22 protein-coding genes and 1 pseudogene are annotated in these 25,468 nt (G+C 46.0%); 10 read left to right on the forward strand and 13 right to left on the reverse strand.

Translation table 11 applies throughout. The annotated features are described in order from the left end of the window. The first annotated feature begins 73 nt into the window (after positions 1 to 73). The gene (locus IQ270_RS06165; protein ID WP_193972367.1) at positions 74 to 937 is read left to right on the forward strand and encodes a Uma2 family endonuclease; all 864 of its coding nucleotides are present in this window, start codon (positions 74 to 76) and stop codon (positions 935 to 937) included. Positions 938 to 1,231: 294 nt separating this feature from the next. After that, on the forward strand, positions 1,232 to 2,059 hold the full coding sequence (gene larE / locus IQ270_RS06170; RefSeq protein ID WP_193972404.1) for an ATP-dependent sacrificial sulfur transferase LarE: 828 nt from the start codon (positions 1,232 to 1,234) through the stop codon (positions 2,057 to 2,059). Here the strand turns inward: larE and IQ270_RS06175 are convergent, their stop codons facing one another. Both IQ270_RS06175 and IQ270_RS06180 read right to left on the reverse strand, forming a co-directional pair. Next, complete coding sequence (locus tag IQ270_RS06175; RefSeq protein ID WP_193972368.1) at positions 2,060 to 2,518, reverse strand: hypothetical protein; 459 nt, start codon at positions 2,516 to 2,518, stop codon at positions 2,060 to 2,062. It lies immediately after the preceding gene. Positions 2,519 to 2,654: 136 nt separating this feature from the next. After that, entirely contained in the window at positions 2,655 to 2,801 is a 147-nt protein-coding gene (locus IQ270_RS06180; protein ID WP_193972369.1) for a polymorphic toxin type 24 domain-containing protein, read from the reverse strand. 112 nt (positions 2,802 to 2,913) lie between these two features. On the opposite strand from IQ270_RS06180, the gene IQ270_RS06185 reads away from it, so the two are divergent. Continuing rightward, entirely contained in the window at positions 2,914 to 3,654 is a 741-nt protein-coding gene (locus IQ270_RS06185; protein ID WP_193972370.1) for a GDSL-type esterase/lipase family protein, read from the forward strand. Positions 3,655 to 3,846: 192 nt separating this feature from the next. Here IQ270_RS06185 and IQ270_RS06190 read toward each other — a convergent pair whose 3' ends face one another. Further along, on the reverse strand, positions 3,847 to 5,691 hold the full coding sequence (locus tag IQ270_RS06190) for a polysaccharide biosynthesis/export family protein (protein WP_193972371.1): 1,845 nt from the start codon (positions 5,689 to 5,691) through the stop codon (positions 3,847 to 3,849). A 455-nt stretch (positions 5,692 to 6,146) separates the two neighbouring features. Here IQ270_RS06190 and IQ270_RS06195 point away from each other — a divergent pair, with 455 nt between their 5' ends. Next, positions 6,147 to 6,830: a class I SAM-dependent methyltransferase gene (locus IQ270_RS06195; RefSeq protein WP_193972372.1), complete on the forward strand. Its 684-nt coding sequence runs from the start codon at positions 6,147 to 6,149 to the stop codon at positions 6,828 to 6,830. A gap of 152 nt (positions 6,831 to 6,982) precedes the next feature. Here IQ270_RS06195 and IQ270_RS06200 read toward each other — a convergent pair whose 3' ends face one another. The 3 genes from IQ270_RS06200 to IQ270_RS06210 form a co-directional block, all read right to left on the reverse strand. Further along, positions 6,983 to 7,324: a type II toxin-antitoxin system RelE/ParE family toxin gene (locus IQ270_RS06200; RefSeq protein ID WP_228056118.1), complete on the reverse strand. Its 342-nt coding sequence runs from the start codon at positions 7,322 to 7,324 to the stop codon at positions 6,983 to 6,985. Beyond that, positions 7,321 to 7,575, reverse strand: coding sequence for a hypothetical protein (locus IQ270_RS06205; protein WP_193972373.1), 255 nt, complete (start codon positions 7,573 to 7,575; stop codon positions 7,321 to 7,323). Before IQ270_RS06205 ends, IQ270_RS06200 begins: the two co-directional genes overlap by 4 nt. 68 nt (positions 7,576 to 7,643) lie before the next feature. Further along, positions 7,644 to 7,838, reverse strand: a complete 195-nt coding sequence (locus IQ270_RS06210) for a hypothetical protein (RefSeq protein ID WP_193972374.1) — start codon at positions 7,836 to 7,838, stop codon at positions 7,644 to 7,646. Between the two features lie 220 nt (positions 7,839 to 8,058). Here IQ270_RS06210 and IQ270_RS06215 point away from each other — a divergent pair, with 220 nt between their 5' ends. The 5 genes and pseudogenes from IQ270_RS06215 to IQ270_RS06235 all read left to right on the forward strand — a co-directional run. Beyond that, positions 8,059 to 9,255: an endonuclease NucS domain-containing protein gene (locus IQ270_RS06215; RefSeq protein ID WP_193972375.1), complete on the forward strand. Its 1,197-nt coding sequence runs from the start codon at positions 8,059 to 8,061 to the stop codon at positions 9,253 to 9,255. 171 nt (positions 9,256 to 9,426) lie between these two features. Next, positions 9,427 to 10,065, forward strand: a complete 639-nt coding sequence (locus IQ270_RS06220; protein ID WP_193972376.1) for a histidine phosphatase family protein — start codon at positions 9,427 to 9,429, stop codon at positions 10,063 to 10,065. 44 nt (positions 10,066 to 10,109) lie between these two features. Further along, positions 10,110 to 10,877, forward strand: coding sequence for a YebC/PmpR family DNA-binding transcriptional regulator (locus IQ270_RS06225; protein ID WP_193972377.1), 768 nt, complete (start codon positions 10,110 to 10,112; stop codon positions 10,875 to 10,877). Positions 10,878 to 11,079: 202 nt separating this feature from the next. Then, positions 11,080 to 13,104: a restriction endonuclease gene (locus tag IQ270_RS06230; RefSeq protein ID WP_193972378.1), complete on the forward strand. Its 2,025-nt coding sequence runs from the start codon at positions 11,080 to 11,082 to the stop codon at positions 13,102 to 13,104. A 50-nt stretch (positions 13,105 to 13,154) separates the two neighbouring features. Next, positions 13,155 to 13,349, forward strand: a pseudogene (locus IQ270_RS06235) (YebC/PmpR family DNA-binding transcriptional regulator); the annotation flags it as partial. 116 nt (positions 13,350 to 13,465) lie between these two features. Here IQ270_RS06235 and IQ270_RS06240 read toward each other — a convergent pair. The 6 genes from IQ270_RS06240 to IQ270_RS06265 form a co-directional block, all read right to left on the reverse strand. Further along, on the reverse strand, positions 13,466 to 14,068 hold the full coding sequence (locus IQ270_RS06240) for a Uma2 family endonuclease (protein ID WP_193972379.1): 603 nt from the start codon (positions 14,066 to 14,068) through the stop codon (positions 13,466 to 13,468). A gap of 103 nt (positions 14,069 to 14,171) precedes the next feature. Continuing rightward, on the reverse strand, positions 14,172 to 16,046 hold the full coding sequence (locus tag IQ270_RS06245) for an adenylate/guanylate cyclase domain-containing protein (protein WP_193972380.1): 1,875 nt from the start codon (positions 16,044 to 16,046) through the stop codon (positions 14,172 to 14,174). Between the two features lie 362 nt (positions 16,047 to 16,408). Then, complete coding sequence (locus tag IQ270_RS06250; RefSeq protein ID WP_193972381.1) at positions 16,409 to 19,738, reverse strand: PAS domain S-box protein; 3,330 nt, start codon at positions 19,736 to 19,738, stop codon at positions 16,409 to 16,411. A 298-nt stretch (positions 19,739 to 20,036) separates the two neighbouring features. Next, positions 20,037 to 23,156, reverse strand: a complete 3,120-nt coding sequence (locus tag IQ270_RS06255; RefSeq protein ID WP_193972382.1) for an AAA family ATPase — start codon at positions 23,154 to 23,156, stop codon at positions 20,037 to 20,039. Positions 23,157 to 23,280: 124 nt separating this feature from the next. Beyond that, on the reverse strand, positions 23,281 to 23,562 hold the full coding sequence (locus IQ270_RS06260) for a type II toxin-antitoxin system PemK/MazF family toxin (RefSeq protein ID WP_193972383.1): 282 nt from the start codon (positions 23,560 to 23,562) through the stop codon (positions 23,281 to 23,283). Further along, positions 23,555 to 23,830 carry a hypothetical protein gene (locus tag IQ270_RS06265; protein WP_193972384.1) on the reverse strand — a complete coding sequence of 92 codons (276 nt, stop codon included), beginning with the start codon at positions 23,828 to 23,830 and terminating at the stop codon, positions 23,555 to 23,557. Before IQ270_RS06265 ends, IQ270_RS06260 begins: the two co-directional genes overlap by 8 nt. Before the next feature lie 121 nt (positions 23,831 to 23,951). Here IQ270_RS06265 and IQ270_RS06270 point away from each other — a divergent pair, with 121 nt between their 5' ends. Then, a complete protein-coding gene (locus IQ270_RS06270; RefSeq protein ID WP_193972385.1) occupies positions 23,952 to 24,206 on the forward strand; it encodes a hypothetical protein in 255 nt (84 codons plus the stop codon). On the opposite strand, the gene IQ270_RS06275 is transcribed toward IQ270_RS06270, so the two are convergent. Next, positions 24,179 to 25,270 (reverse strand): hypothetical protein, encoded by a 1,092-nt coding sequence (locus IQ270_RS06275; protein ID WP_193972386.1) that lies wholly within the window; start codon positions 25,268 to 25,270, stop codon positions 24,179 to 24,181. The two genes, IQ270_RS06270 and IQ270_RS06275, sit on opposite strands and share 28 nt — an antisense overlap. Positions 25,271 to 25,468: the final 198 nt, after the last annotated feature.

The following is a 25,468-nucleotide window of genomic DNA, read 5'->3' on the forward strand; positions in this document are numbered from 1 at the left end:
AAGATATAGAGAAGGTTGTCGATCGGCAATTTCGACTAAAACTCAAATTTTCATTGGTAAAATGAGGTGACTTATGACTGCTGTAATTCAAAAACCGATATCGCAGCTAAAAATTACCTGGCCGCTGCTTCCCGATGATTTTATTCTACCAGATGACCCCGTGGAAAATATAGAACATCCTTTAATTGCTAGTGCTTTGCGCCAGTCTGTAGTGGATTCCCCGGAACTAACGCAAGATGCCCTGATAGTTTCTAATTTTGCTTTGTGTGCTGCTGTGGACGATCGCACTATTTGCAAAGCCCCAGACTGGATGTACGTGCAACCAGTACAACCTTGGCCTCACAGCTATCCCCGCCGCAGTTACACCCCTCATACCGAAGGAACAGTGCCTTTTGTAGTGATGGAATTTCTCTCAGCTACTTACGGCGATGAATACTCCGTAGAACACACAGAAGAAATCGGCAAGTGGTTCTTTTACGAACAAGTAATCAAAGTTCCTCGCTATGTCATTTTTCGGCCGCATACGGGCAGACTAGAAGTTTATGCGCTGGAATCGGAGCGATACAACAATCAAGATCCTGATGAAAATGGGCGTTATTTGATACCTGGAATGGATCTGTTTTTGGGAGTTTGGGTGGGAACTCGGGAAGGTAGAACAGGAAATTGGCTGCGCTGGTGGAATGCAGACGGAGAGTTGCTTTTGTGGCCGGAAGAACGGGCGGAAGTAGAACGTCAGCGGGCAGAAGCTGAAAGTCAGCGGGCAGAAGCCCAAAGCCAGCGGGCAGAAGCCGAAAGCCAGCGGGCAGAAGCCCAAAGCCAGCGGGCAAATCGCGAACAGCAAGATAAAGAGTCCGCCCAAACGCTGCTGGAACAGGAAAGACAGCGCAATCAAGAACTTTTGGCGCGATTGGCAGCCCTCGGTATCGATCCAGAATAAGATTAGAAGGAAGAAGGAATAAGGAAGAAGGAAAGCCGAGCGAGATGTACTTTCTTCATCTTCCTTTATTTAGTCTGCTTTCTAACAATACTCCGGACAGTTTTTAGAACAAAACCACAAGCTTTACAGCGTATAGATCGTAGAAATTACGAATAAAATGCAACTGAGGCTCAGACGTGACATTGATTTAATTATCGCTGGCAACCCGAAACCCTAGAGGATACGTCATCCAGCACTAAAAAAAGTGTCCGAACCATTGTTCTAACTTATCTATTTGTAATGAAAGTTGAAATTATGTTAGTGAAAAAACTCGAAGAATTAAAAGACATTTTCGCGCTGATGGAACGAGCGCTGATTGCCTACTCTGGCGGCATTGACAGCACTTTGGTGGCAAAAATTGCTTTTGACGTGTTGGGCGATCGCGCTTTGGCTGTGACGGCTGTTTCTCCGTCTCTATTACCAGAAGATTTGGAAGATGCCCGGATTCAAGCCGCAGAAATTGGCATCGCCCACCAGGAAGTAGAAACTCAGGAAATGGCAAATCCCAATTACACTTCTAACCCGGTTAATCGCTGCTATTTCTGCAAAAGCGAACTGCACGATACTTTGAAACCGCTAGCACTAGAAAAGGGTTATCCTTATGTGGTGGATGGGGTGAATGCTGACGATTTAAAGGATTACCGTCCCGGGATTGTGGCTGCGAAGGAACGGGGCGCGCGATCGCCTTTAGCAGAAGTTGGCATGACTAAATTTGAAGTGCGGCAATTGGCAAAAGAATTGGGCTTGCCTTGGTGGGACAAACCGGCTCAACCTTGTTTGAGTTCGCGCTTTCCCTACGGCGAAGAAATCACCGTTGCCAAGTTGCAAAGAGTGGGGCGCGCTGAACGATATTTGCGGCAGTTGGGACTGAAAAATCTGCGCGTGCGATCGGATGGAGATACGGCGCGAATTGAATTGCCGGCCCAGGAGATTCAAGAGTTTGTGATAAATACGGATTTGCCTGCATTGGTGGCGGTGTTTCAAGAGTTTGGTTTTGTGTACGCGACTTTGGATTTGGAGGGGTTTCGCAGCGGCAAATTAAATCAGGTTTTGCAGCCTGAGCTTTTGGCGACGAAAGGTTGATTAATTATCTTGAAAAAATGTCACTACAACAGTGTCTTCGTCGCGATCGCATTTAACTTGAAAACGGCGCTGAAGGTAAAGCGATTTTAGGCGACTTTCCCACATCTGAGCTAATGCTTGTCCCAAATACAATAAATTGTCACTGCTAGCGTTTTGGGCACCGGGGAGAATGTCATCAATGTGCTGGTGGTTGATCACCTGCTCAATTGCAGCGACATCATTCCCCAGTTCGATTTTCCACTGTTCGTATATTTGATTGTCAAAGGCTTCGGACAAAAAGATGCCGCCTTCATGTTCGACAAAATCTGGCCAGAATAGTTTTGTGAAAGCTATGGCAATTTCAATATTAGCAGATCCCAAAAGATAATCCCAGAGTGAAAAATCATCGCCGTTGGCTTTTTTCCACTGCTGGAAATCGCTTATTTTATCTGCATTCAAGGATATTTGTTTGATGAACATAATTTCTAGGGTATAGCAATCCTAAATCATTTGCATAATTATTGTAGGGGCAATCCCCTCGTAAAGAACCCGATAGATAGGGGGGGTAGGCACGGGGGCACTACCCCTACAAATTTATCTGAATCATTTAGGATTGCTATATTTCATCCAATCTAGCTTGCCTAACTGTTTTCTCAGCTTTCACGAAAATGTCTCCGGCTGGGTTTTGGTTATGTTTGTATTCAACGGCGTGAGGTGTCGGCACATTTGCAGGAGCCTTTCCTTTGACATACTCACCGTACATCAAAGGTGGGTGAGTATGTCAAAAATCGCAATTTCGCTAAATTTGCAGAAATCCTGACTGCTGGTTAAAGCAATAGCATAAACTGAAGTAACAGGAAGCTAAAGCAAGTTTTATGAAAGTTAAATTTAGGTTGATTTCCGTCCTCTTAGCGTTGTCGCTATCCGCGTACATCCCATTTCGGGTGTTAGCTAACCCGCAAGTTTCGGGTGATACTGTTAGCTCTGCACTGTGGTGGCAAGTTTCGGTTTACAATCAGGTACAACAAATTAAAGAGCACCAATATGAAGGTTGCGTGTGGGGCGATTCTATTTCTTCGGCCCTGGGCGATTCTTTGGGAGAAAAAAACTTTAATTTTGCGATCGGCGGCATGAGTTCTGTTTCGCTGCTAGAACAGCTAAAACTTGTAGTACCCCAGGGGTTTACCTGCAAAAAATCGATTTTGGCGATCGGCACAAATGATGCTATGTACGGCATTAGCGACGAGCAGTTTGTCAGCAATTTAAAACAGGCGATCGCAATTATGCGATCGCTCGAAACAAAACAGATTATTCTGATTCCTGCTTTTTACTCAACTCTTGCCGCTAGCTACAATCCTAAATTTGCAGGCACAATTGCTAGAGTTGACGAAATCAATGTTCTCATCGATCGAGTAGCCTCCGACGAAAATATTCCTGTGGAATCTCGCGGCATCCAAGCATTGTTTAAGGACAAAGCTCTGAATGCAGATTTAACAATTGATGGCGTTCACCTCAATGCTAAAGGTTTAGATATATACAGAAAAGTTCTGTTAGATATTTTAAATTCTCCCTTAACAGCGCGCAGTAACATACCCCCTTTACGATCCGGAGGTTGAAATCAGGTTTGCACAAACGATGTCGGCCGGAGGCTGACTGGTTGAGCGAGAGGAGTCCAAACCCGGATTTGGTATTATATCTATTTAGCCGAACCCGATATTACAGGTCTCGAACTGCAAAGAAACTCGGCTGGGATTGCGTACTGCACCTACATGGAATAAGCTGTAACGGTTATTTTACAGGACTAAATATCAAGGAGTCATTGGCTGAATTTGCTGCGGCTGCATTTGCTGCTGATTTTGGAGCTGAAGTTGCTGCTGCTGGATTTCTAGTTGCCGATTCTCAAGATTTATCTGCCGCTGTCTGTCTTCGAGTTGCAAGCGTCTGTCTTCGAGTTGCAGTCTTCTGTCTTCTGCTTGCTGTAGTCTATCTTCACGTTGTATCTCTCTTTCTAGCTGTCTGTCTTCACGTTGCTCTTGTCTGTCTTGACGTTGTTCGCGAATCTGTCTGAGTTGATTTTTCCGCTCGAAATCTCCTCCCAAAAACAAGTTTTGAAAAGCGTTGATAGTTGCTTGAAACCCAGTAAAAACTCCGCTAACAGCGCTGATACCACTTGCAACTCCGACGACGGGCTGCAAGAAACTATTGATATTATCTGCTACCCTGGTATAGCCCGCTCGCGCTACGAGAATCACATCATTGTTGCGGAGAACTGGGTTATTGTCAGGATTCAACCCTTGAGCAAAATCCACATCGATAGTGCGGCGAGTAACAGTACCGTTCGGGTTCAAACGCAGCAGTTCTACCTTGTCTTTTTTCGCCCGCAATTGATTGAAACTGCCTGCGGTGAGCAAAGCTTGGTGCAGGGATGTACTGGGTTTAACCAGTAAAGCTCCTGGCCTGATTACTTCCCCCACAACATTGATGCTAATCGCATTTGGAGAGAAACTGGTACTTCCGATTTGAGCAACTTCAGTCAAGTCTACAGTAGATGCTGTCGGGATGATCACGCTATCTCCTTCTTGCAGCAAAATATCTTGAGTAGAGTCGCCTTTTTGCAACAAATCCCACAGATTTACCATGATAGTTTGTTCGTTGCCGCCTCTGACTTGGCGGCGGATTTGCACGCGGCGAATATCAGCTTCTGTAGTGATACCGCCGGCAATTTTGAGCGCTCTAGTGATTGTTGGCAAGCCCACAACGGCTCCTTGCTGCTGGTCGATAGCTACAAAACTCAAATCTGTTTGTTGGTTGGTCGATCGCACATCCGAAGCAAATACAGTATAAGGCCCCGGCCGGTTCACTTCTCCCACAATTACCACACCAATTGGTTTAGTAATATCAGCGGAAAAATTAGCACTTGCTCTTTGACGGACTTCTTGAGTATTCAGCGCACTTGCTGTCGGTACAAAAATTGTATCGCCATCTCGGATTGTGACATCTTGGCGCAAATTTCCCGTGTCTAAAAAATCCTGCAAATTCACTGTAGTAACTTGTTCTGGCCCACCTCTGCGGGGACGGCGAATTTGGACGTTTCGCATATCTCCTGCTGATGTCACCCCTTTTGCAAGTTGCAGCATTTCCATCAAAGTCGGAAATTTTAGTCCTCCTCCGGAGCCTTCTCTGACAGGATTAATTTTATAGGAACCGGGGCGAGTAACTTCACCTGCAATACCTATATTTAGGGGGCGAGCGAGCATCAGAGTCACGGTGACAACGGGAACATTGATGAAGGGTTCGTAGCGCTTGGTAATGACGTTAGCGGCTTGTTGCAGCGTCAATCCTTGAATTGAGACGCTGCCAATGATTGGCAAATTGAGCGTCCCGTCAACTAACACTTGATATTCTTTGCTGAATTCTGGAACGCCGAAGATATCTAAAGCAATGCGATCGCCCGAACCTAAAGAATAAGCTGCTTCTTGTATCAGCGAACCAACCGAATTGCCTCTAGGCAAACTAGAACCCGGAGGAGGAGGCGGCGGTACGGGTGCACGATTTCTGACGGCAGGCAACTGAGCTGTACAGGGCAGCGAACTGCCCAGCACCAGGAGTGCTGAAAAACTCAGATTTGTAGCGGTTTTAACGGTATGTTTCATCTTTGTTTCCTGGTTGAAGCCTGCCAATGAATGAGAGCAAGTTAGCTAGTTGATTTTAGGTTATTTTCCCTGTTGTCTAGTGTAGCCTCGCTTGGTTACAAAATCCACAGGTGGAATCATAAAATTGTGAGGCAATCGAGCTTGTCTTTTGTAAAGAAAGTGTAAAGCAAGCAAGCTGTTGTTAGAATTAGGAGCTTGTTTGACCAAAATTATTTATACACAACTCAGGATACAAATCAACCCGCCCCAGAAAAGGGAGAGAAAGAAATCGCCTTGATTGGATCGTCCGTGGAGGGGGTAGGCACTCTTGGCACTACCCCTACAAAACCCGGTTTCTTTGAAAATAGTGGCTGCTTTCTCGATACATTGATGAAGAAACCGGGTTTTTGAACTGCGACGCGCAAGTCCTGTTGATGTAAAATATTAAATAATTCTCTCTGCGGGACAAAGAACAAGTGTCACTAAAATTAGATAAAGTAATTCCCTGGGGACGCTGCTTGGATGAATACATAGGAATGTTTAGCCTGACATCAACGGATCTGAAGCTAGCAATTCTTGATTGTGCGGGCGGCCCGGCGAGCTTCAATGCCGAAATGACTCGCCAAGGTAGAAAGGTAATTTCTTGCGATCCAGTGTATCAGTTTACGGCGGTGGAAATTGGCGATCGCATCCAAGAAACATATCAAACTGTGATTGACGCTGTTAAGGCAAATGTAGACGGCTATTTGTGGAACAGTTTTGAATCGCCGTACCAGCTAGGTGAAGTGCGAATGAAGGCGATGCAGGAATTTTTAGCAGATTTTCCCTCTGGTTTGGAGCAAGGCCGCTACATAAATGCTGAATTGCCGATTTTGCCTTTCAATGACGGTCAGTTTGATTTAGCTTTGTGCAGCCATTTCTTATTTGCTTATTCTCACCTGCTTTCGGAAGAATTTCATCTAGAAGCAATTATGGAAATGTGTCGGGTTGCTAAGGAAGTGCGGGTGTTTCCGCTGTTGCAAAGTTTTAGCGGAGAGGAATCTGAGCATTTAAGTCCGATTATTACCGAATTGAAAAATAGAAATTTTCGCGTAGAAATTCAAGAGACTCCTTATGAGTTTCAAAAAGGCGGAAATAAGATGCTGCGAGTTAGGAGATGAATGTAATTCGCGTCTCTACAAATTAAGTTACAGGGCGAATGGAATTCGCGGCTGTACAAACGATGTCCGCCTCTGCGGACTGGAAGAAGTTACCGGGCGAATGGAATTCGCGATCGCTTATTTCCCAAAAATTAGATAAGCTAAGCATAAAGTTATGCCTCTTCTTGGGGTTCGCCAATGGCACGTTGGAGTGCATTGCGAATGTGGATAATCCTCACCGTTGGTATGGGTCGATCGTCAAGAATAGTGAATAGTATGCGATAGGTGGTTTTACCACTTCCATATAGAAGCTGGCGAATCTCTTGGCTGAAGAATGCGTTTTCACGGGCTAAAACACAACGACGGGGCATTTCTTGAAGTGAGGAAATCGCTTTAATCAGACCCTGATACCATGCTTGAGCGCGATCGGGAGTCGTGAATTGGGAAAAATTCAGAAACGCTGCATCAGCTTCAGATTGAGCTGTACTGGAAAATTCAATGCGATAGACGATCATGCTTCCAAAGAAAGTCCGTATTTCTGGTTTTGTCGATCGACAAAATCTTCCAGACTAGAAAATTGACCCCGATCGAAGTCATCAAGTCCGCGTTGAATCCCTTCCAATGCCTCGAAGAAATCGCTTTCATCAAAGCTAAGTCCGAACGCGAGAACAGCTAGGATAACGCTGGTTATATCTTGTCCTGTACTTTCAGCCCGTTGGCGCAGCAGTGCTTCTAGTTTGGGGGGTAAGGTGAGTGTAAGGGTCATAAAAGTTATGATGAATGGTTAACTTTATTTTGTAACTCTATTTTGGCATAGGTAGCCAAAACATCGCTTCATAAATTATCTGCCCATGCCTTAACCCGATCGCCCGAAATGCCCATCTTGCTTTTTTGGTAATCTTCCAAGACGGAGAGACTCATTGCGATGGCTTGTTCTTGGCCCAGAGGTTGAAACTCGTTTGCTGTGTCAATTTCTCCCCACTGATATCCCTCGCTTTCCTCAGTAATTTCTGCGATTAGGCGTTCCAAGTCGCGCTTGATTAGCGTTGGACAGATTCAGCCATGAAAGTACGATCGCCTTAACGGTATCGCTGGGCTTGACCTGAATTTAAGCCTGGAGTTGCTTTATAGATTGAGCCATTGGATAATAGAGAATGACTGATTTAATTTTAGCGCAATGTTAAATACTTGCGGCGCTCGTAACCCATAGTTGCGGTAAAATTGGTTAAAGACTTTAAGAATTGTCAAAATGCTAAGCAGCGCCGCATTGAGGAAAACAGGGACAGGGTGGGAATTTGTCAGCGAAGAGGCTGTAGAGGATTTTGTCGAAGTTCACTTGCAAAGTTTACTCGGTTTGACGGTCATCAAGCGGCAATTCACTGTTAACGAACAAAGATGCGATATTATAGCGGTGGACGAGAATAAACAGTTAGTTGTGGTGGAGTTAAAAAACGCTGAAGATCGATATATCGTCCAGCAGTTAACTCGTTATTACGATGCTTTGTTGGAACACAAACCTTTTGCCGATCGCGTGGATTACGCTCAACCCGTTCGCTTAATCGCAATTACGCCAAAATTTCACAGGGATAATCTTACCGACAGGAAGTATCACGGGCTATTTTTTCAGTTTTTGCAATTTGCGATCGTTCCTGACGGGGAAAAATTATCTTTACAACTGAAAGATGTAGATACCGAACATATTGCACGAGTAGAGATTGCAGATCGGCAAACAGAAAGGACTGATAATATACCGAGTCCACCTAAAGCATTTATAAAACTATTAAGTCAGTGCGAGCTTAGTGAACAGGAAGACATATTGAAAATCAGGCATAAAATTCTTAGCTTCGATGGACGAATGGAAGAAATCACTGCTAGTGGCAGTATTAAGTTCGGAAATGGCAACAGTAAGACCAGTAAATTCTGTGCAGAGTTATGTTCTGACAGTAAAGGAAATCTCATCTTGTTTTTGTGGCTACCTTTAAAAGGTCTGACAAGTAAAACTATTTCAAGAGCAAGAGTTTGGACAGATTGGAATGACAAGGCATTGATTGAGGGTTATGTTACAAGTGGAATTGGTTCTAAAATTAGCTCTCGCAAGAAAGTAATAGGTAATCAAACAGAAAAAGTCAAGCAAAACATAACAAACATCCAACAATGGCGACAAAATTATACACATACTTATTTTATCCAAAAAAGCTTGATAGAGTATATAAACAGCGCAATTAAACTTATTGAAAGCTCTGTCAAATCTAAAATTTTCACTTATGAAGAAATGAAATATATAGATTTAGCTAAAGATGTAAAAACTATTTTTATTGAAATGAAAATTGCCGAACACTATCCGAATATCTTAGAAACTATAGACGAGTTAGATAAGCGCGCCTGTAAATTTACTTCAGGTCAATTAATTGATTTAGCCCTGCAAAAATGGCTGGAAAGACTTTAAGGGTAAAATTTCGACGATCGCACCCATCACCGCATCACCCCCTTACCCAATCCATCTGCGTCTATCTGCGTGCATCTGCGGTTAAAAACATCAAATCAATAGCTTGGCAACAAATCCAACTACCAAACCTTGATATAATATTACATCAAGAAGCCAAACTAAAACCAACTAATGCCACAAACAGTCTGGATCGCACGACACGGAAACCGCATCGACTTCGTAAACCCCGACTGGTTTCTCACCGCAGAACACCGCTACGATCCGCACCTTTCCGAAGACGGTCACATTCAAGCCAAACAACTCGCCGATCGCCTCAAAGGTGAAGGAATTTCTCATATTTTTGCTTCCCCTTTTCTGCGAACTGTCCAAACTGCCAATCACGCGGCAGAAGCTCTTGATTTGTCGATAAAACTAGAGTGGGGACTTTGCGAATGGCTGAATCCTGAATGGATGACGGAAATGCCGGAAACTGAGTCTGTCGCAGATTTGTGCAGGCGTTTTCCCAGGATTGATGCTGCTTACAAAGGCGGTATTGCTAGTTATCCCGAAACTGGGGAAGCTTGTCTCAAAAGGGCGGGGGAAACTGCTAAACGCCTCGCTGCTGAGTTTCCCGAAGATATGTTATTAGTAGGTCACGGTGCGTCGGTTTTGGGAAGTGCGATCGGGCTGGCGGGCGGTGCTGAAACGGAAATTAACGCTTCTCTGTGCTGTTTGGTGAAAGTGGTGCGGGAAGATGTACAATGGTCGATCGAACTTAATGGCGATACTTCCCACCTGACGGACGCTGAAACTGCGATCCGGTTTAACTAGAAAAATGACTGCTGACTAATGACTACTGACTAACAATAATCGATATGGCTGGACACAGTAAATGGGCGAATATTAAACGCCAAAAAGCGAGAGTTGACGCTGTTAAAGGCAAGGTTTTTGCTAGAATATCTCGCGAAATTATTGTCGCGGCCCGCAGCGGAGTTCCCGATCCCGCCGGCAATTTTCAACTGCGGACAGCTATTGAAAAAGCCAAGGCGGCGGATATTCCTAATGAAAACATCGAAAGGGCGATCGCCAAAGGTGCTGGTTTGGCCGGGGGGGGTTCGGAATTAGAAGCTATTCGCTACGAAGGTTACGGCGTTGGCGGGGTGGCGATTTTGATTGAAGCCCTGACAGACAACCGCAACCGCACGGCGGCTGACTTGCGAGAAGCTTTTAGTAAAAATGGCGGCAATTTGGGCGAAACTGGTTGTGTGGGCTGGATGTTCGACCAGAAAGGGGTTTGTACCGTGGGCGGCCCGATTGATGAGGAACAATTGTTTGAAGCTTCCCTAGAAGGCGAAGCAGAATCCTATGATTTGATATCAATTGATGAGGATACTGAAGGTGCAGAGGTTTTTACAAATGTGGCTAATTTGGAAAAGCTTGCTGAGGTTTTGAAACAACAAAATTTGACAGTTTTGCAGTCAGAAAATCGCTGGATTCCGAGCAATACAGTGGAAATAGAAACTCCTGAAAAAGCTAAATTGCTCCTGAAGTTAATGGATGCGCTGGAAGATTTGGAAGACGTGCAAAGCGTGACGGCTAATTTTGAAATGACAGATGAATTGATGTCTTTGAGTATGGTTTAATGGTTGAAAGATGAGGGATCGGGAGCATCCTGCTGGCACTGCAAAAAAAGACGAAAACTCGCCAGCAGGACGATCGCGCTACACTATTACCAGGAAACGAATCCCCATCTGTACGCAAGGGGGGAGTGTCAATCCAACGCATTGCTGAAAAAGCTGCATTGAAAATCTCAACCCACAGTAAATCTCAACCCACAGTAAAGCCATGCTAGATAAAAACGAAAGCAAAATAGACAGCACCCACTCAGAAGAAGTTCTCTCAGCAACCGAAGTATCAGAAACCAAGGATCGATCCGAATCAAAGGTGCAGGCTGAACCAGGGGGTAAATCCAATTGGTTCGGTTCCGTGTTCGGAGCCGTCTCTGCAAGCGCGAGTGCAGTAGGAAATGCGGCGACGAGTGCGGGAAGTGCGATTGTTGATACGGCGAGTGCGGTGGGGAATGCCGCCGGCACTGCTGGAAGTGCGATTGTTGATACGGCGAGTGCGGTGGGGAATGCAGCCGTCAGTGCTGGAAGTGCGATTTTTGTTAATACCGCGAGTGCGGTGGGGAATGCAGGGGCGAGTGCGGGAAGTGCAGCAATGCAAGTTCCCAATTTTTTTGGTTCATCCCTAGTTTTTATTTCGCAGAGTCCTATCCTGAAAAAACTGACCCAAAATTTCAAAATCGACTGGTTAGTTAGTGCGATCAATAAAGTTGATGTCGTGACTGCCGAGGCGCAAGTTCGAGAGTTGCAGCGCCAATATCCTCACGAGAAACCTCAAGAAATCGCACATCGCTTAATGGTGGAAAAAGCCTTGCTAGCGGCAGGAAGTGGCTTGGTTAGCAGTTTAGTTCCGGGCGCAGCTTTGGCATTGGCTGGCATGGATTTAGCGGCAATTACGGCGTTATCCGCCGAGTTGGTTTATCAAATAGCTGCCGCCTATGGAATGGATTTGCAATCGAGCGATCGCCAAAAAGAAGTTGTCGCTATTTTCGGTTTATCCTTGGGGAGCAATTTAGCGATCGAAGCTGGAGTTACGCTTGTCAGCAATATTCCCTTGGCGGGTGCGGTAATTAATGCTAGCGCCAGTGCGGCAATGATTTACGCGCTGGGATACGGTGCTTGTCGGTTTTATGAAGCCGATCTCGATTCCTCTGAAATCGAAACCAAGCTCGAAGATTTACAAGAGGTATTGCAAGCGGAAAGTGAGCAATATTTAGAGACAGCGATCGCACAAGAAACGGTGATGGATTGGATTTTGGTGTATGTCGTCTATGCCAGCAAAAAATTCACTCGATGGGATGAGTTATTACCGGAATTACGAGCGGCGAATTTAAATCCCAGGACTTTAGCTGAGATTGAAGCTGTGACAAATAAATCTAAATTGCTTCCCAAGTTGGATATTTTACTTGCACAACTCGAACTTGACTTTGCCGAACCACTTTTAAAGCGATGCACTGAGATGATCGAGGCTGACGGTGAAATTAATCAACAAGAGGGGAAAATTTTGCTGACAATTCAACGGGCTGTTTTGAGCAAAAGAAAGCAAGCTCAAAAGCCAGCCCAGCAAACTTGGATCGAGGCTGCGGTACCGCCACCCACTGAAGCACAAACTGAAGTCCAAGCTGAATCACAAATTCCCTCTTTATCTTCTGATTCTCCTTCTACTAATAATTTGAGTTCGAGTATGCTGCAAAATTTCCAAAAAATCCTAAAAGTTGCTGGGCGATTAGACGTGCCAAAGATTGCGAATTTAATAGATACTGAATCACAAGCTCCTCCCTTATCTTCTCATTCTCCTTCTACTAAGTTGAGTGCAATTCTGCTGAAAAAATTCAAGCAGATTTTAGCAGGTTCTACGCGGTTAGAAGTGGCAGAGATTGGGTATTTAATCGATCAGGTCGATCGCATGACAGGAGAAGAGTTTGAGGAATTTTTAGCTTGCTGTTTCCGTAATCTCGGTTATGCGGTCGAAATGACACCCAAAACAGGGGATTTTGGTGCGGACTTGATTCTCTCTAAAGCCCGCAAGAAAACCGTTGTCCAGGCAAAACGCTATCAAGGAAAAGTGGGAAATTCCGCCGTGCAAGAAGTGGTTAGTGCGGTTAAGTATTACGGAGCGCAAGATGCGATCGTTATTACAAACAGTATGTTTACATCCAATGCTCATAAACTGGCTAAAGCGAATGGGGTACAACTCTGGGGAAGAGAACAGTTAATTGATTTAGTGATTCGAGCTAAAAAATAAGGTATCTATGAACCAAGAATCCCAGTCTCTGAAAGAGCGGGGAGTGTCATTTGAAACAACAAAATTTTACAGTTTTGCAGTCAAAAAATCGCTGGATTCCGAGCAATACAGTGGAAATAGAAACTCCTGAAAAAGCCAAATCGCTCCTGAAGTTAATGGACGCGCTGGAAGATTTGGACGACGTGCAAAGCGTGACGGCTAATTTTGAAATGACCGATGAATTAATGTCTTTGAGTATGGTGTAATATCAAATCCGGTAGCATCGTCCTGTATTCAGATATCTATTCTCTCCCTCTGTGTCCTCTGTGTTCTCTGCGGTTAAATCATTCCGATGCAACCGGAAACGATATAACGATCTAAATCACCAGATTTTTGCCATCCGCAAGACAAATCCCGGTAACTCTGGATCGGCGCTGACTGTTTCAGGATTATCTAAAATTTCAGGTTCGCGATCGGGACGGTAGATGTAGACTTTTCGGTTTTTGCGATCGACTAAAAAGCCGAGCGATACACCGTTGTCAATATATTCTTGCATCTTGTTTTGCAATCCCTTGAGAGTGTCGCTAGCCGATCGCAATTCAATCACAAAGTCGGGACAAATCGGTGCGAATGAGGCTTTTTGTGCTTCAGTTAAGGCATTCCAGCGCTCTAGTTTAATCCATGAGGCATCGGGAGAGCGGGTTGCTCCATTCGGCAAGTTAAAGCCTGCACTGGAGTCAAACGCTTCACCTGTGCCATCTTGTTCTGCCCAGTTCCCCAATTGTACGGCAATCTTACCGTTGCGGTTCCCTGTATCTGAAAAGGCTGGTGGCATAATAATAACTTCCCCGCTGGCTGTACGCTCAATTCTCAAATCGCGATTAACCAGACAGAATTCATAGAACTGTTCAACTGTCATCGATTCGATCGCAGGGAGATTGACAGTCAGTGGGACGCTCATGCTTTGAATTAGCAGCGTCGTCATGGTTTTTCCTTTTTTTGGTGGAGGCGTGACAGAATACCTTGAACTTATCGTATCTTAGCTTGGCGATCGCGATTCGCAGCCTTGTATCCGCTTTCGGGCGGTGTCAATCATATTTTTTGCCTGTCAGCAAATAAGTAATCATGTATCCCTTGCCCTTAATTTGAATAGCGCCGCGCTTCTGAAATGTATATTTATCCTTTAATACTTCGTAGGTTTCGGCGGTGACTTGAATGCAGCCGGTTATGCCGTGGGATTCCATGCGCGAAGCAATATTTACTGTGTCGCCCCAAAGGTCGTAAATAAACTTTTTTAAGCCGATGACACCGGCAACTACAGGGCCGCTGCTAATCCCGATCCGAATGCTGAAAGGTTCTGAATGATCTAAACTCAGAAGCCGAATTTCGTGCAGCATATCGATCGCCATATTGGCGATTGCCTCGGCATGATCTTCTCGCGGCGTAGGTAAACCGCCGACAACCATGTAAGCATCACCAATAGTCTTAATTTTCTCTAAACCGTGGCGATCGGCCAAGTGGTCAAAAGCCGAAAAAATATCGTTGAGAACTTGCACCACCGCAGTAGCTGAAATTCTCGACGAAAGCTCTGTAAAGCCCACAATGTCGGCAAACATCACAGTCACTTCCGCAAAACTTTCGGCGATATTGTGTTCGTTGTCCTTCAAACGCAGCGCAATCGCTGCCGGCAAAACGTTCAGCAGCAGTTCCTCGGATTTAACTTGTTCGAGTTCCAACTGTTGGTAAGCAGTCTGTAACTTTTCGGCTTGGCTAATTCTTTCTCGGGCTAGCTTTTCGATTTGGGCGGTGCGGCTCAAAGCAGTCAGCATATATGTGACTGGAATCAGAGTCCACAGCATCCCCATAGTCAGAGTTCCCCAAGAGCGCCAGTGCTTGCGAATCTTGCGAATTTCCGGCGTTGCGGACACATACAGAGACCACTGGCGGCCGCTAATTTTTAGCATCCTTTGACAGGCTGTGCGATTTGGATCTCGATCGTCCTGAATCGGGCAGTTGGAACGCAGCTCTCGCTCTGCCGCGGCCGATGCTGTCAGCACTTGTTGGGTGGCTGATTGGAAAATCAACGCAAATTGCTGAATTTGGCTCTCAGGAGCCCGATCTTTGAGAATCGGCTTCCCCGTTGGCGGTAACAGCGGCACTGCTGGTTGCTTGTCTGAAGCCTCGCTGGCGAGATAAATGGTGAGGTAGTCGGTATTGCGTCCTTTTAAAGAGGTTTGAAAAATATCTTTGCCTCGAAATATGCCCAGAACAAATCCTTGCAGCAGTTGGCGGCGCGATTCGAGGGTAATCGGTTTAGTGCTGTTTTGGTAAATCGGAACTATTACCAAAAGACCGGGTTCGGCGGAATTGCCCTCAGTTAGCCCGATGTAGCTGGTGACAATCATTTCTCCGGTATCGCGCGCTCGATCGATCACCGCCCGGATTTTCGGAGCAGAGGCGAGGTCAAAGCCCAACGCTGTCTCGTTTCCGGCTGTTGGTTCCACGTAGAAAGCCGGGAAGTATTCGGCACGCTGGTCGGCCTTACGCAGTTCTCCTCGGGGGCCGCGCTCTGTAATCTCGAAGCTGGAGTCGGTTTCGGTTCTGGCTTTGGCTTCGTAGTTGAGCCGCTCGGAACTGGGGACGCGGGGGGCCCAAGCCAGCAGTTGCAGGCTGGGGTGGACGGATAGGGGACGGCCGACAAAGCTGGCAAAAGAGGAACGTTCGACGGCGCTGAAGGCTTTCATGTAGTCGCTGAGGGCGAGAACTGCGTCTAAGTCCGAGTTGATCTGGCGTTCGATGCCGATCGAAATATCGTCAATGCGGCGGTGCATTTCGTAGTCGCGGCGCTTGTCTTCCCAGTCCCAAACCAAGGCAAATGCCAGGGCCGACAGTCCCACACCCAAAACGAGCGTCAACCCGGCTGGAATGTAGCGAGACCACGAGAAAGGTAATTTTTTCAGCATAATTGCCTAATGAATAAGGGCAGCAGATGAGCGCACCGCTGAATGCAATTAATTTCGGCCTGTGAGTGCGGTTAATTCCACTGGTGTTAACAATTCCCTGAAAACCTTTGTCTATCTGGTTTATATCCAAAAGCAGACTTCCGTGGCATCCCCCCTGATTGTTGGGGACTAGGGGTAGACGCCAGAGCTGCTTCCGGTTCCCCCGAATCGTTGCGGGGGTAGCGGAGGGTTCTGCTCTCAATCGTCAGACAGCAGACAGGTACTACATTTGACCTGTTTGTTGACACTAACGGCTTAATTCAAAACCCCGATCGCTCTAGCACCCACAGCAATTGGCAATTAAAAGTTAAATATTGAAACTTTTAGATGATCTGGACGATCGCTGGGCACGGAATTTCAATCCAAAATTCCGCTCCCTCTCCGGGCGCTGAGATGCACCGCAGACTTCCCCTATGTTTTTCTACCACAATCTGATGGCTGATGGACAATCCCAAGCCTGTGCCAGACCCGACCGGTTTGGTCGTGAAAAAAGGGTCAAATATCCGTTTACGAACCTCTTCGGTCATTCCCGGGCCGCTGTCGGCGATACAAACGACAATGCGATCGCACCCATCGACCTGGCTTTGATTGCGATCGGTCAACAAGGCTTTTTTCATCAGGGTGCGAATCACGATCGTCCGAGGTTGCGGTTGGTTTTCTAGAGCATCGATCGCATTGCTAATAATATTTAGAAATACCTGGTTTAACTGCCCCGCACAACAGTAGATTTTCGATATTTTTGCGTATTCTTTAATAATTTCAATTTGGGGTTTGTCACTTTTCGGCTGCAATCGGTGCTGCAAAATTAACAGCGTGCTGTCAATTCCTTCATGAATGTCTGCAAACTTCATTTCTGACTCGTCCAGCCGCGAAAAATTCCGCAGCGACAGCACAATTTTACTAATTCTTTCTACTCCTACCTGCATAGAATTGAGCATTTTTGGCAAATCTTCCTTGAGAAAATCCAACTCTATTTCCTTAATTTTTTCAACAATCTGAGCAACTGGGGAAGGGTAGCAGTGCTGGTAGAGATTCAACAGTTCTATTAAATCCTGAAAATAATTGTGAGTGTGAGAAATATTGCCGTGAATAAAAGTTGCAGGATTGTTGATTTCGTGGGCGATGCCAGCCACCATCTGACCCAGGCTCGACATTTTTTCAGATTGAACTAATTGGATTTGAGTGTGTTGTAGCTGTTCGTAGGCTTCTTGCAATTGGGCTGCTTGTTTTCTCAATTGAGATTCGGAAGCTTGGAGTGCTGCGGCGGAAATTTGGCGAATGGTAATATTTTCAACCATCCCTAAGTTGTAAATAGGTTTTCCTTCGCCGTCTCGGATCGCAGTAGATGTCACGTTTACCCAAACAATTTTACCTGTACCCGCAATCTGGCGGACTTCGATTTGATAGCTCGTAATTTCTCCCCGGTGGAGAGCAGCAGCAACTTGAAGGTTTGTTTGATTGTCCGCAGGATGCCCAATTTCTATGAATGTTTTCCCGAGCAATTCGGCAGCAGTATATCCCAGCATTTCGCAGTAAGCTTTATTGACTCGCACTAACTTGTTATCGTCTAAATTGGCTAAGTAGATACCTATGGGTGCATCTTCAAAAATTTTGCGAAATAGTTCCTCGCTGGCCCGGACTTTAGCTTGTAGGGAAAGTCGGTCGGTGATGTCTTCAAAAGTACACAAAATGCCGACAACATTGCCGCAATTGTCGTGCAAAGGTATTTTATTTGTATCCAGCCAGCGCTGGGTGCCGTCGGCTTGCAGTTGCGACTCAATAATGTGATATTCTGGGGTGTTTTTTGCCATGATGCGGCGGTCGCAGGCTCGAAAAAATTCTGTTTCTTCGGGCTTCCAGGGCATATCGAAGTCGGTGAGACCGGGAATTTGACTCGGGTGATTGAAACCTGCTACTTTGGCAAAATTTTTGTTGCCGCCGAGGTAAACTAAATCTCGATCTTTCCAGGCGATAAACTGAGGGATGTTGTTGATGACCAACCACAGCATTTTTTGGGAACTTTGCAAAGCTTCCGTGCGTTCTAGGACGCGCTTTTCAAGTTCTTGATTGGCTTGTTGCAGGGCGATTTTTGACGCGCCCAAAGCGATTTCTGCTAGCTTGAGATCGCTAATATCGATTGTCACCCCTTCCCAAACTATATCGCCGTTGGGTTGCTGTTCGGGGCGGGCAATGGCGCGAATCCATTTCAGTTTTCCTGACTTGGTAACGATCCGCCCTTCATATTTCCAAGGTTGTAAATTTTGTCCGGAAATAGCTAGGGATTCTAATAAATATTGGATGTCGTCTGGATGCACGGCAGACCACAGAAAAGCTGCGTTTTTTTGTAGTTTTTCTGGTTCTAATTCGTAGAGTTCCCAACTGCCGGGACTGACATAAGTGAATTGATTGGAACCGTCGGGATGCCGCAAGTATTGATAAATCATTCCCGGCACGTTGGCGGTCATTTTTTGGAATCGGGTTTCGCTTTGCCGCAGTGCTGATTCTGCTTGTTTGCGATCGCTAATGTCAATCAACAATCCGTCCCAAATAATGTCACCTTTTTCGCCGATTTCTGGTCGGGAAGCTCCGCTAATCCACTTGATACGATCGCCCGGTAAAACAAATCTGCCTTCCCAGCGCCAAGCCTCTAAAGTTTTAGCCGAGATAGCGACAGATTCCTGGAAGCTTTGCACATCATGAGGATGAATCATTTCGATCGCGGGAGTAGCAGAATTTTGGATCGCCTCCGGTTCTAATTCCCAGAGTTCGCGGCAGCCGGAACTAACGTAGGGAAATGACACACTACCGTCTGTTGCTAACTGAAACTGATAAATCATGCCGGGAAGGTTGGCGGCTAGTTTTTGGAACCTCGCTTCGCTGACTCTGAGTGCTGTTTCTGCTTCTACGCGATCGCTAATATCGTAAAATGCCGATAAAATTGCTGCTTCGCCGTTAAAATCGATCGCTCGCATCGACATTTTTACCCAAAAAAAACTGCCGTCTGCTTTTTTGAGGCAGATTTGTTGGCTGTCGCTAAAGCCGTTTTGTTTGACTAATTCTAGCAAGTGACAGCGGTCGCTTGTATTGGCATAAAAGTCGTTTTTTTTGCTGCCGACCAATTTTTGGTAACTCACACCCAAGCTTTCCCCGAAGGCTGGATTTGCGTAAAATATCGTGCTGTCTTCCAAGCGCGTAATTATCATGGGAACGGGAGTCGCAGTGGCGATCGCCCGCAATCTTTCTTCGCTTTCTTCCCTGGCTGTTTCGGCTGCGACTCTTTTGGTAATATCGTTCTGAACTCCGATAAAATGAGTTAATTTTCCCTCGCCATCTAACACGGGGGAAACGGTTAATTCGTTCCAAAAAAAAGTTTTGTCTTTGCGGTAATTTTTGAGAATTACCTTAATTTCCGTACCCGATCGCAAACTGCTGCGGAGTTGGTCTAATTGGGCGCGATCGGTATCCGGGCCTTGCAAAAACCGGCAGTTGCGTCCCATAACTTCTTCGCTGCTGTAACCAGTCAGTTTCTCAAAAGCACGATTGCAGTAGATAATAGGTGTATCAGGCTTCGTAGCATCTGCAATCAGGATGCTGCTGCTAGACGCGGCGATCGCCCGTTCTAGAAGAGACCGGTGCAAATAGTCTGTGTTCATCGGTGTCAATACTCACACTCTCAAGGAGCAGACAGAACTATAAAAAATTATAAATAGTTTGAGGTATTCTTATTTTACGATCTTATGATTAATTTAGCCTTTTGAACAGAGTCATGTGATGTCCGGTAAATTACCTACCGTCAACTTTGTAGCGATCGCCCAAGTCGTCAAAGCTAAATTGTAGGCTAATCATGACTTGAGTCCTCACTACAAACGACTTGATAATTGTTATTTGTTAACCTGACACGTCCCTTTCTACTTTTTGATTCTCCTGCTTCGCAAAGACCAGTCAATTCTGCTAAACCGACAAACTAATGGCAGACCCCCGAGCAGTTTTGCTTACTTCAATCCTGGCTTGAAAAACTTCTTTGAGCTGCGCCATGTGGGTAACGGTGAGGATGCAGGCGAAGTCAGGGGCGATCGCATTAATTGCAGCAATCAGCCGATCGCACCCTTCCGCATCTTGAGTCCCAAATCCCTCATCAATAATCAACATTTGCAAAGCCGTGCCCGCCCGCTGAGACAACAGTCTCGCCAGCGCCAGCCGAATCGCAAAATTAATCCGAAAAGCTTCACCGCCCGAGTAAGTTTCATAGGGGCGAGTTCCGCGAGCATCAGCAATTAAAATGTCTAAAGTATCAATCAATTTAGTTGCTTTTTTAGAAGCAGCCGCCCGCTGAGTGATAAATTGAACGTGCAACTGATTCGCGCTCAATCTCGACAAAATCTGATTGGTTTCCGCTTCGAGTTGAGGCAAAACATTTTCAATCATTAAAGCTTGAATACCGTTTTTGCCAAATGCTTGACCCAACTCTTGATAAACTCGGTACTGGCGCTTTACAACTTGCATTTGCTCTTTTTGAGCTACTAGCTGAAGTTGCAGAGCTTCCAAATTTTGCTGCTGCTGCTGGAGTCGTCCAAGACTTCCCAAATGTTGGTCTAGCTGCTGGCGGCGGCGACTTATTTGCTGTTCGATCGCACTTATTCGGGCTGTAGGATCGGGATGTTCTTGTAACTGCTGGTTCATCGCCAAAGTTTGAGCGCTGACAGCTTGCAAATCTCGATCGCGCACGGCGATGGAATTAGCGATTTCGTTGAGCCGCTGCTGCACTTGCGGGTACTGCACAGTTGCCGATCGCAATTTTTCGGCCCTAGTAATCCAAAACTGCGTCCGGCGCATTTCGCTGCGGACTTGTTCGTGCTGTTCCAGATTATAGCCAACTTCCGCAATGTATCTATCTAAAGACAGAATTTGCTGCTGAATTTGGGAGCTATTTTTTTGCTGTTCTAACTGTTGTTGTAGGGCGGCTAATTGAGTTTGCAAATCCGGCCGGCGGGCATTAATTTTATGCAGTTTCTGCTGAGCGTCTTTGATTTGAGCTTGCTTAATTTCCGCCCACCGCAAGCGCTTTTCATCGCTGCGGGCGAGCGAGTGACTGCGATCGCTGTAATTGAGCTGTTGCAGTTGCTGTTCTATTTGCTGGAGTTCGCTCAAATCATCAGCCCCGTACTCGCCCGCGCGCAGCAAACGCTCTATTTCCTCCGCATCTTGACGCATACTTTGCAGCCTGTTTTCGTCTTGGCTGAGGCTATCTAATTGTGCTTGCAAATGGCTGCGGCGTTCCCGCAATTCTTGGTAGGGCGCTAATTCCTGTTCTAGTTCGCGGTATTCATGTCTGAGGACTTGAATTTCGCGTTCGGAGACAGCCAACTGTTCGCGCACAACCCACAGTTGGTTCCAAATTTCCTGCTGTTGGGAGTGGTGTTTTGTGACTACCAAATTCCAGTAGTGTTCGTCTAAAGGTCGATCGCACAAAGGACAATTGCCAAAATTTGCATCCCGCACCATCAAACGCGAATTCGATTGCTCGTTTTCAGCAAAATTCGAGGCTTTACCTTCGCCGGCGCTGGTTTCTCCTTCATTTTTCCGCAGCAGTTGCAGTTTTTGGTCAATTTCGGCAAGTCTGGTTTGATAGTCGCGGCTTTTGGCTTGCAGGTTTTCCAGAAAGCTGTGCCTTTCTTGGCCTTTTTCGCGGACTCGTTCTTGATAAACTCGCTTGTTTTCCAACTGCAAAATCTGATTGGCGATGGCGGAGATTTCCTGTTGCAATTGCGGTTGGCGCTGCTGCTGCTGAACTTGCACCTGTCGGTTAATTTCGTCTAAGCGGGCGGTTAAGCCGGCGCGGGCGCGATCGAGCTTTTGTTGCTTTTGCTGCTGCTGTTGGAGTAGCGGCGAAACTTGCAGTTGCAGTTGGTCAAGTTCGTTGATGCGCGATCGAACTGCTTGCAACTGCGCGAGTCCTTTTTCAACCTCCGGCTGCTGTTTGAGAACATCTAGAACCTCTTTTTCATCTTGTTCTAAAACATCTAATTGAGCTTGCAACTGCTGAATTTTGCTTTGCAAAAAGCTCAATTCGTCGCGCTGCTGTTCTTGTAATTTTTGGCGCTGAATTTGGGCTTGTTGGTTGATCTTAAATTTCCCAGCCAGAGTTTCTTCAGTGGCTTGCAAGTTTTGGAAATACGCGATGCCTTCTGTTATCTCATTTTCTTGTTTGAGGAGGGCTTGCAGCTCATTTTCCTGCTGTTTGACCGCGACGAGTTCTTGCTGCAAGCGGCGGCATTCTTGAGAAATATTGTAGTGCTGTTGTTGGTGACCGGCGAGGAGTTTTTGCCAAGTTTGGCGGTTGTGGTGCTGGAGTTGGAGTTGCTGTAACTCGGCTGTCTCGGCTTGCTGCTGTGAAGAGAGCAAATCGGTTGCTTGCTGCAATTGAATTTGTTCTGAGACGAGATCGTCTTTTTGTTGCAGTTGCTCTTGTACGGTTTGCAAACTGTGTTTGAGGACTTCAACTTTAGCTTTAAATTCTCTAGACTTTTCCTTGGCTTGTTCGGCCAAAGTGTCGTATCGATCGAGTTTGAGCAGGCTGGCTAAAACTTGCTTGCGTTCGATCGGCTTTTTGAGCATAAACTCATCAGCACGCCCCTGCCGCAAATACGCCGAGTTAATAAAAGTATCGTAATCTAATTTAATGTGTTCGAGGATTTTCTGCTGAGTAGTTCTGAGTCCCTTGTCAGTGAGCGTGCGAAAACAAAGTTCGTCCTGAGTCGGCGCAGCATTCAAACTAACCTGAAATTCTAAACTTCCCGATTGTCCGCGTCGGCGGTTGCGAATCACCCGGTAGATTTGGCCGCCGGTGGAGAAAGTGAAATCAACGCGCACATCAATTTCGCCGATATGAATGATATCGTCTTCTGTATCGCTGCGACAACAGCCCCAAATCGACCAGGCGATCGCTTCTAGGAGAGAAGATTTGCCAGCACCGTTAGGCCCGCAAATGCAAGCGGTGTGCAAGCCGCGAAAGTCTAAAGCAGCTTCGCGATAGCTGAGAAAATTTTTGAGTGTAAGTTGTATAGGAATCATTTAGGCCATCGCGCCGTACAATCTATCTATAATTAACACTATTTGTGCGCTGTTGGCTAGTTATTCAATCCAGATCCAAAACAATTGTCAGTGCTTCGGAAATGTCTTCGATAATTTTATCGGATCAGGTTCCGAGCTGTCGGACAAACCTTTGTCGCGAGACGGAACGGACTTGAAAAGTATCGGCGGCGGAGACTTTAGCCAAGCCATTTTCGCTACTTGGTTCTAATCGAACCATCCAATTTCTCTCGGTGTATCGTTCTTTCCAGTCAGTGATGGGAACAATAACTTCAAGCAGCAAAATTCCCACAGTTTCATCGCTAACAATTACTACCGGACGGGTTTTGCCTATTTCAGCGCCCACGGTAGGTTCAAGTGCAACCAGCCAGATTTCACCTCTACGCATTAGTCTTGACCCCTGCATTCAGGTATTCTTCCTCAGATTCAAAATAGGGTTCGCTGTCAGAAGACCACAAATCATGTAAAATACCTCCCGGCATATAATCTTTGACTGCTGCTTCTGCGGAGGCTCTGAGTTTGAGCTTTCTCTCGGCTTTGCGCTGGGCTTTTTGTTCTATGTCGTCGCGCATCATCCGCGAAGCTGTTTCGATGATTTCTAGACGTTCTTCTGCTGTCAGATTTTTGAGTGCTGCTAAGATTTCTGTTTTGGTCATGATTTTTTCGGGTGGTACGTTGGAAAGTACGATCGAGCTGATATATTGCACCTGCCGTCAATAAGGGGTTTTTGAGCGGGTTGGGACGGGTTTATTTAACCTGTCTGCTGCTTTTAAAGCTATGGGTGAAGCCAGCCCCTACAGGTTCCACACGAATGGTGCAACATATCAGATCGATCCAACCATCATTATATTTTTCACAAAAATCAATCTCGGCGGTCTCTGTTTGTGGCGCACCCTACATCGATCGCACAGGCAGATTTTCCACCATCAAAAAGGGTTGACCGTATTCCTACAGCCAACCCGCGCCTATTTATTTGTCGCCTTGTATTTGCTCAAACAGCAATACTACCGGGAAATATTCGGGAACGTATAGCCAACACCGAGTAATAATCCCACTTCAGCTCCGTCGAGAAAACCAACATTAAGTCCCGCTGTTGCTGTAAAATTCCTCGACAGCGGCACATCCACACCGCCCGAAATCAGGAAGCCAAAATTACTGTTATCGCCAGTAGAAATTGTTACGCCAGCACCCAGGTAAGGAGCAGCAGTAATCACAAAATCATCGGTGACTCCGACGGCTTCTCTAGATACAAAATCGTAGGTGACGGGAAGTAAAAATGTCAACTCATCGCGGAACAAAATAGTCGGTCTCACCGAGAAATTGTTTGTCAAACCAATTTTGCTAATAATCGCAAACGAACTGTCGCCTAGGGCTGAATCTCCGCCAAAACCTAGATTGCCGCCAATGCCGATGTAGCTGGGGCCAGAACGGGTGGCTCTACCCGGTCTGATAGTAGTTGGTTGAGCCAATATCTCAGGTTTTTCGGAGACTGCTGCGGGTTTTTCGGCAAGTTTCGGTTGGTTTGTCAGGGTCGAGGCGGAAGTGCTGACAGGATTGCTTAACACTTCTTGTGCTGTTTGGACTTCTTTTTCTTCCTTTGCTGCTGTCAGTTCCGAATTGGGGCGATCGAGCTTTTCGGCAATCTCGACCGTTGGCTGCACTTTGACGCTATTATCAGAAATTTTAGCTGTTTCTTGCGAGTTTTGTGTCTCAGCAGCAATCGATGCCTGCTCGATTTTCGCCGTTTCTGTCCCAGCAATTTCTGATGTTGTTGCTGCAGATTCCGACGGTGCGACAACAGGTACTGGCAAGTTGGCTGCTGTTGCGGAGGCTGCTGGCTCTGCCGCTTCTGTTAGTTTGCTCCAACTGATAGAATCAATTTTTGTATTAGTAGCTGCGGTTTCAGCATCAAGTTTAACTGCTGAAGTTGCCACCGGCTCAAAAATTTGGTCAATATTTTGAGCGGCCGCATTTGCCGTTGTACCGACATCGGGCAAGTTGCCGGTTTCAGCTTTCGCTGACAGGGTACCGCAACAAACAGCTAACACTGCAAGATTTATTAACGCAAAACTAGACTTGGAAAATAGACTCTTCATAGACACTCCTCAATGAAATGAACGGTGTGTTAAAAGTGTAAGTGTTTGAGGGCTCGTGTTAAGAGCTTTGTTGAAAAATGACACAAATATGAGTTGTGTTGTTCCTAGATTGGCACTCAAGCGTTGAACAGTCAACTCTCAAGCTGATTTGATTCAAGAACCGACAGCGGGTTTAGATGTTAATTTAAATTTACACAG

This window comes from Microcoleus sp. LEGE 07076, from assembly GCF_015207455.1.
GTDB lineage: Bacteria > Cyanobacteriota > Cyanobacteriia > Cyanobacteriales > Microcoleaceae > Microcoleus.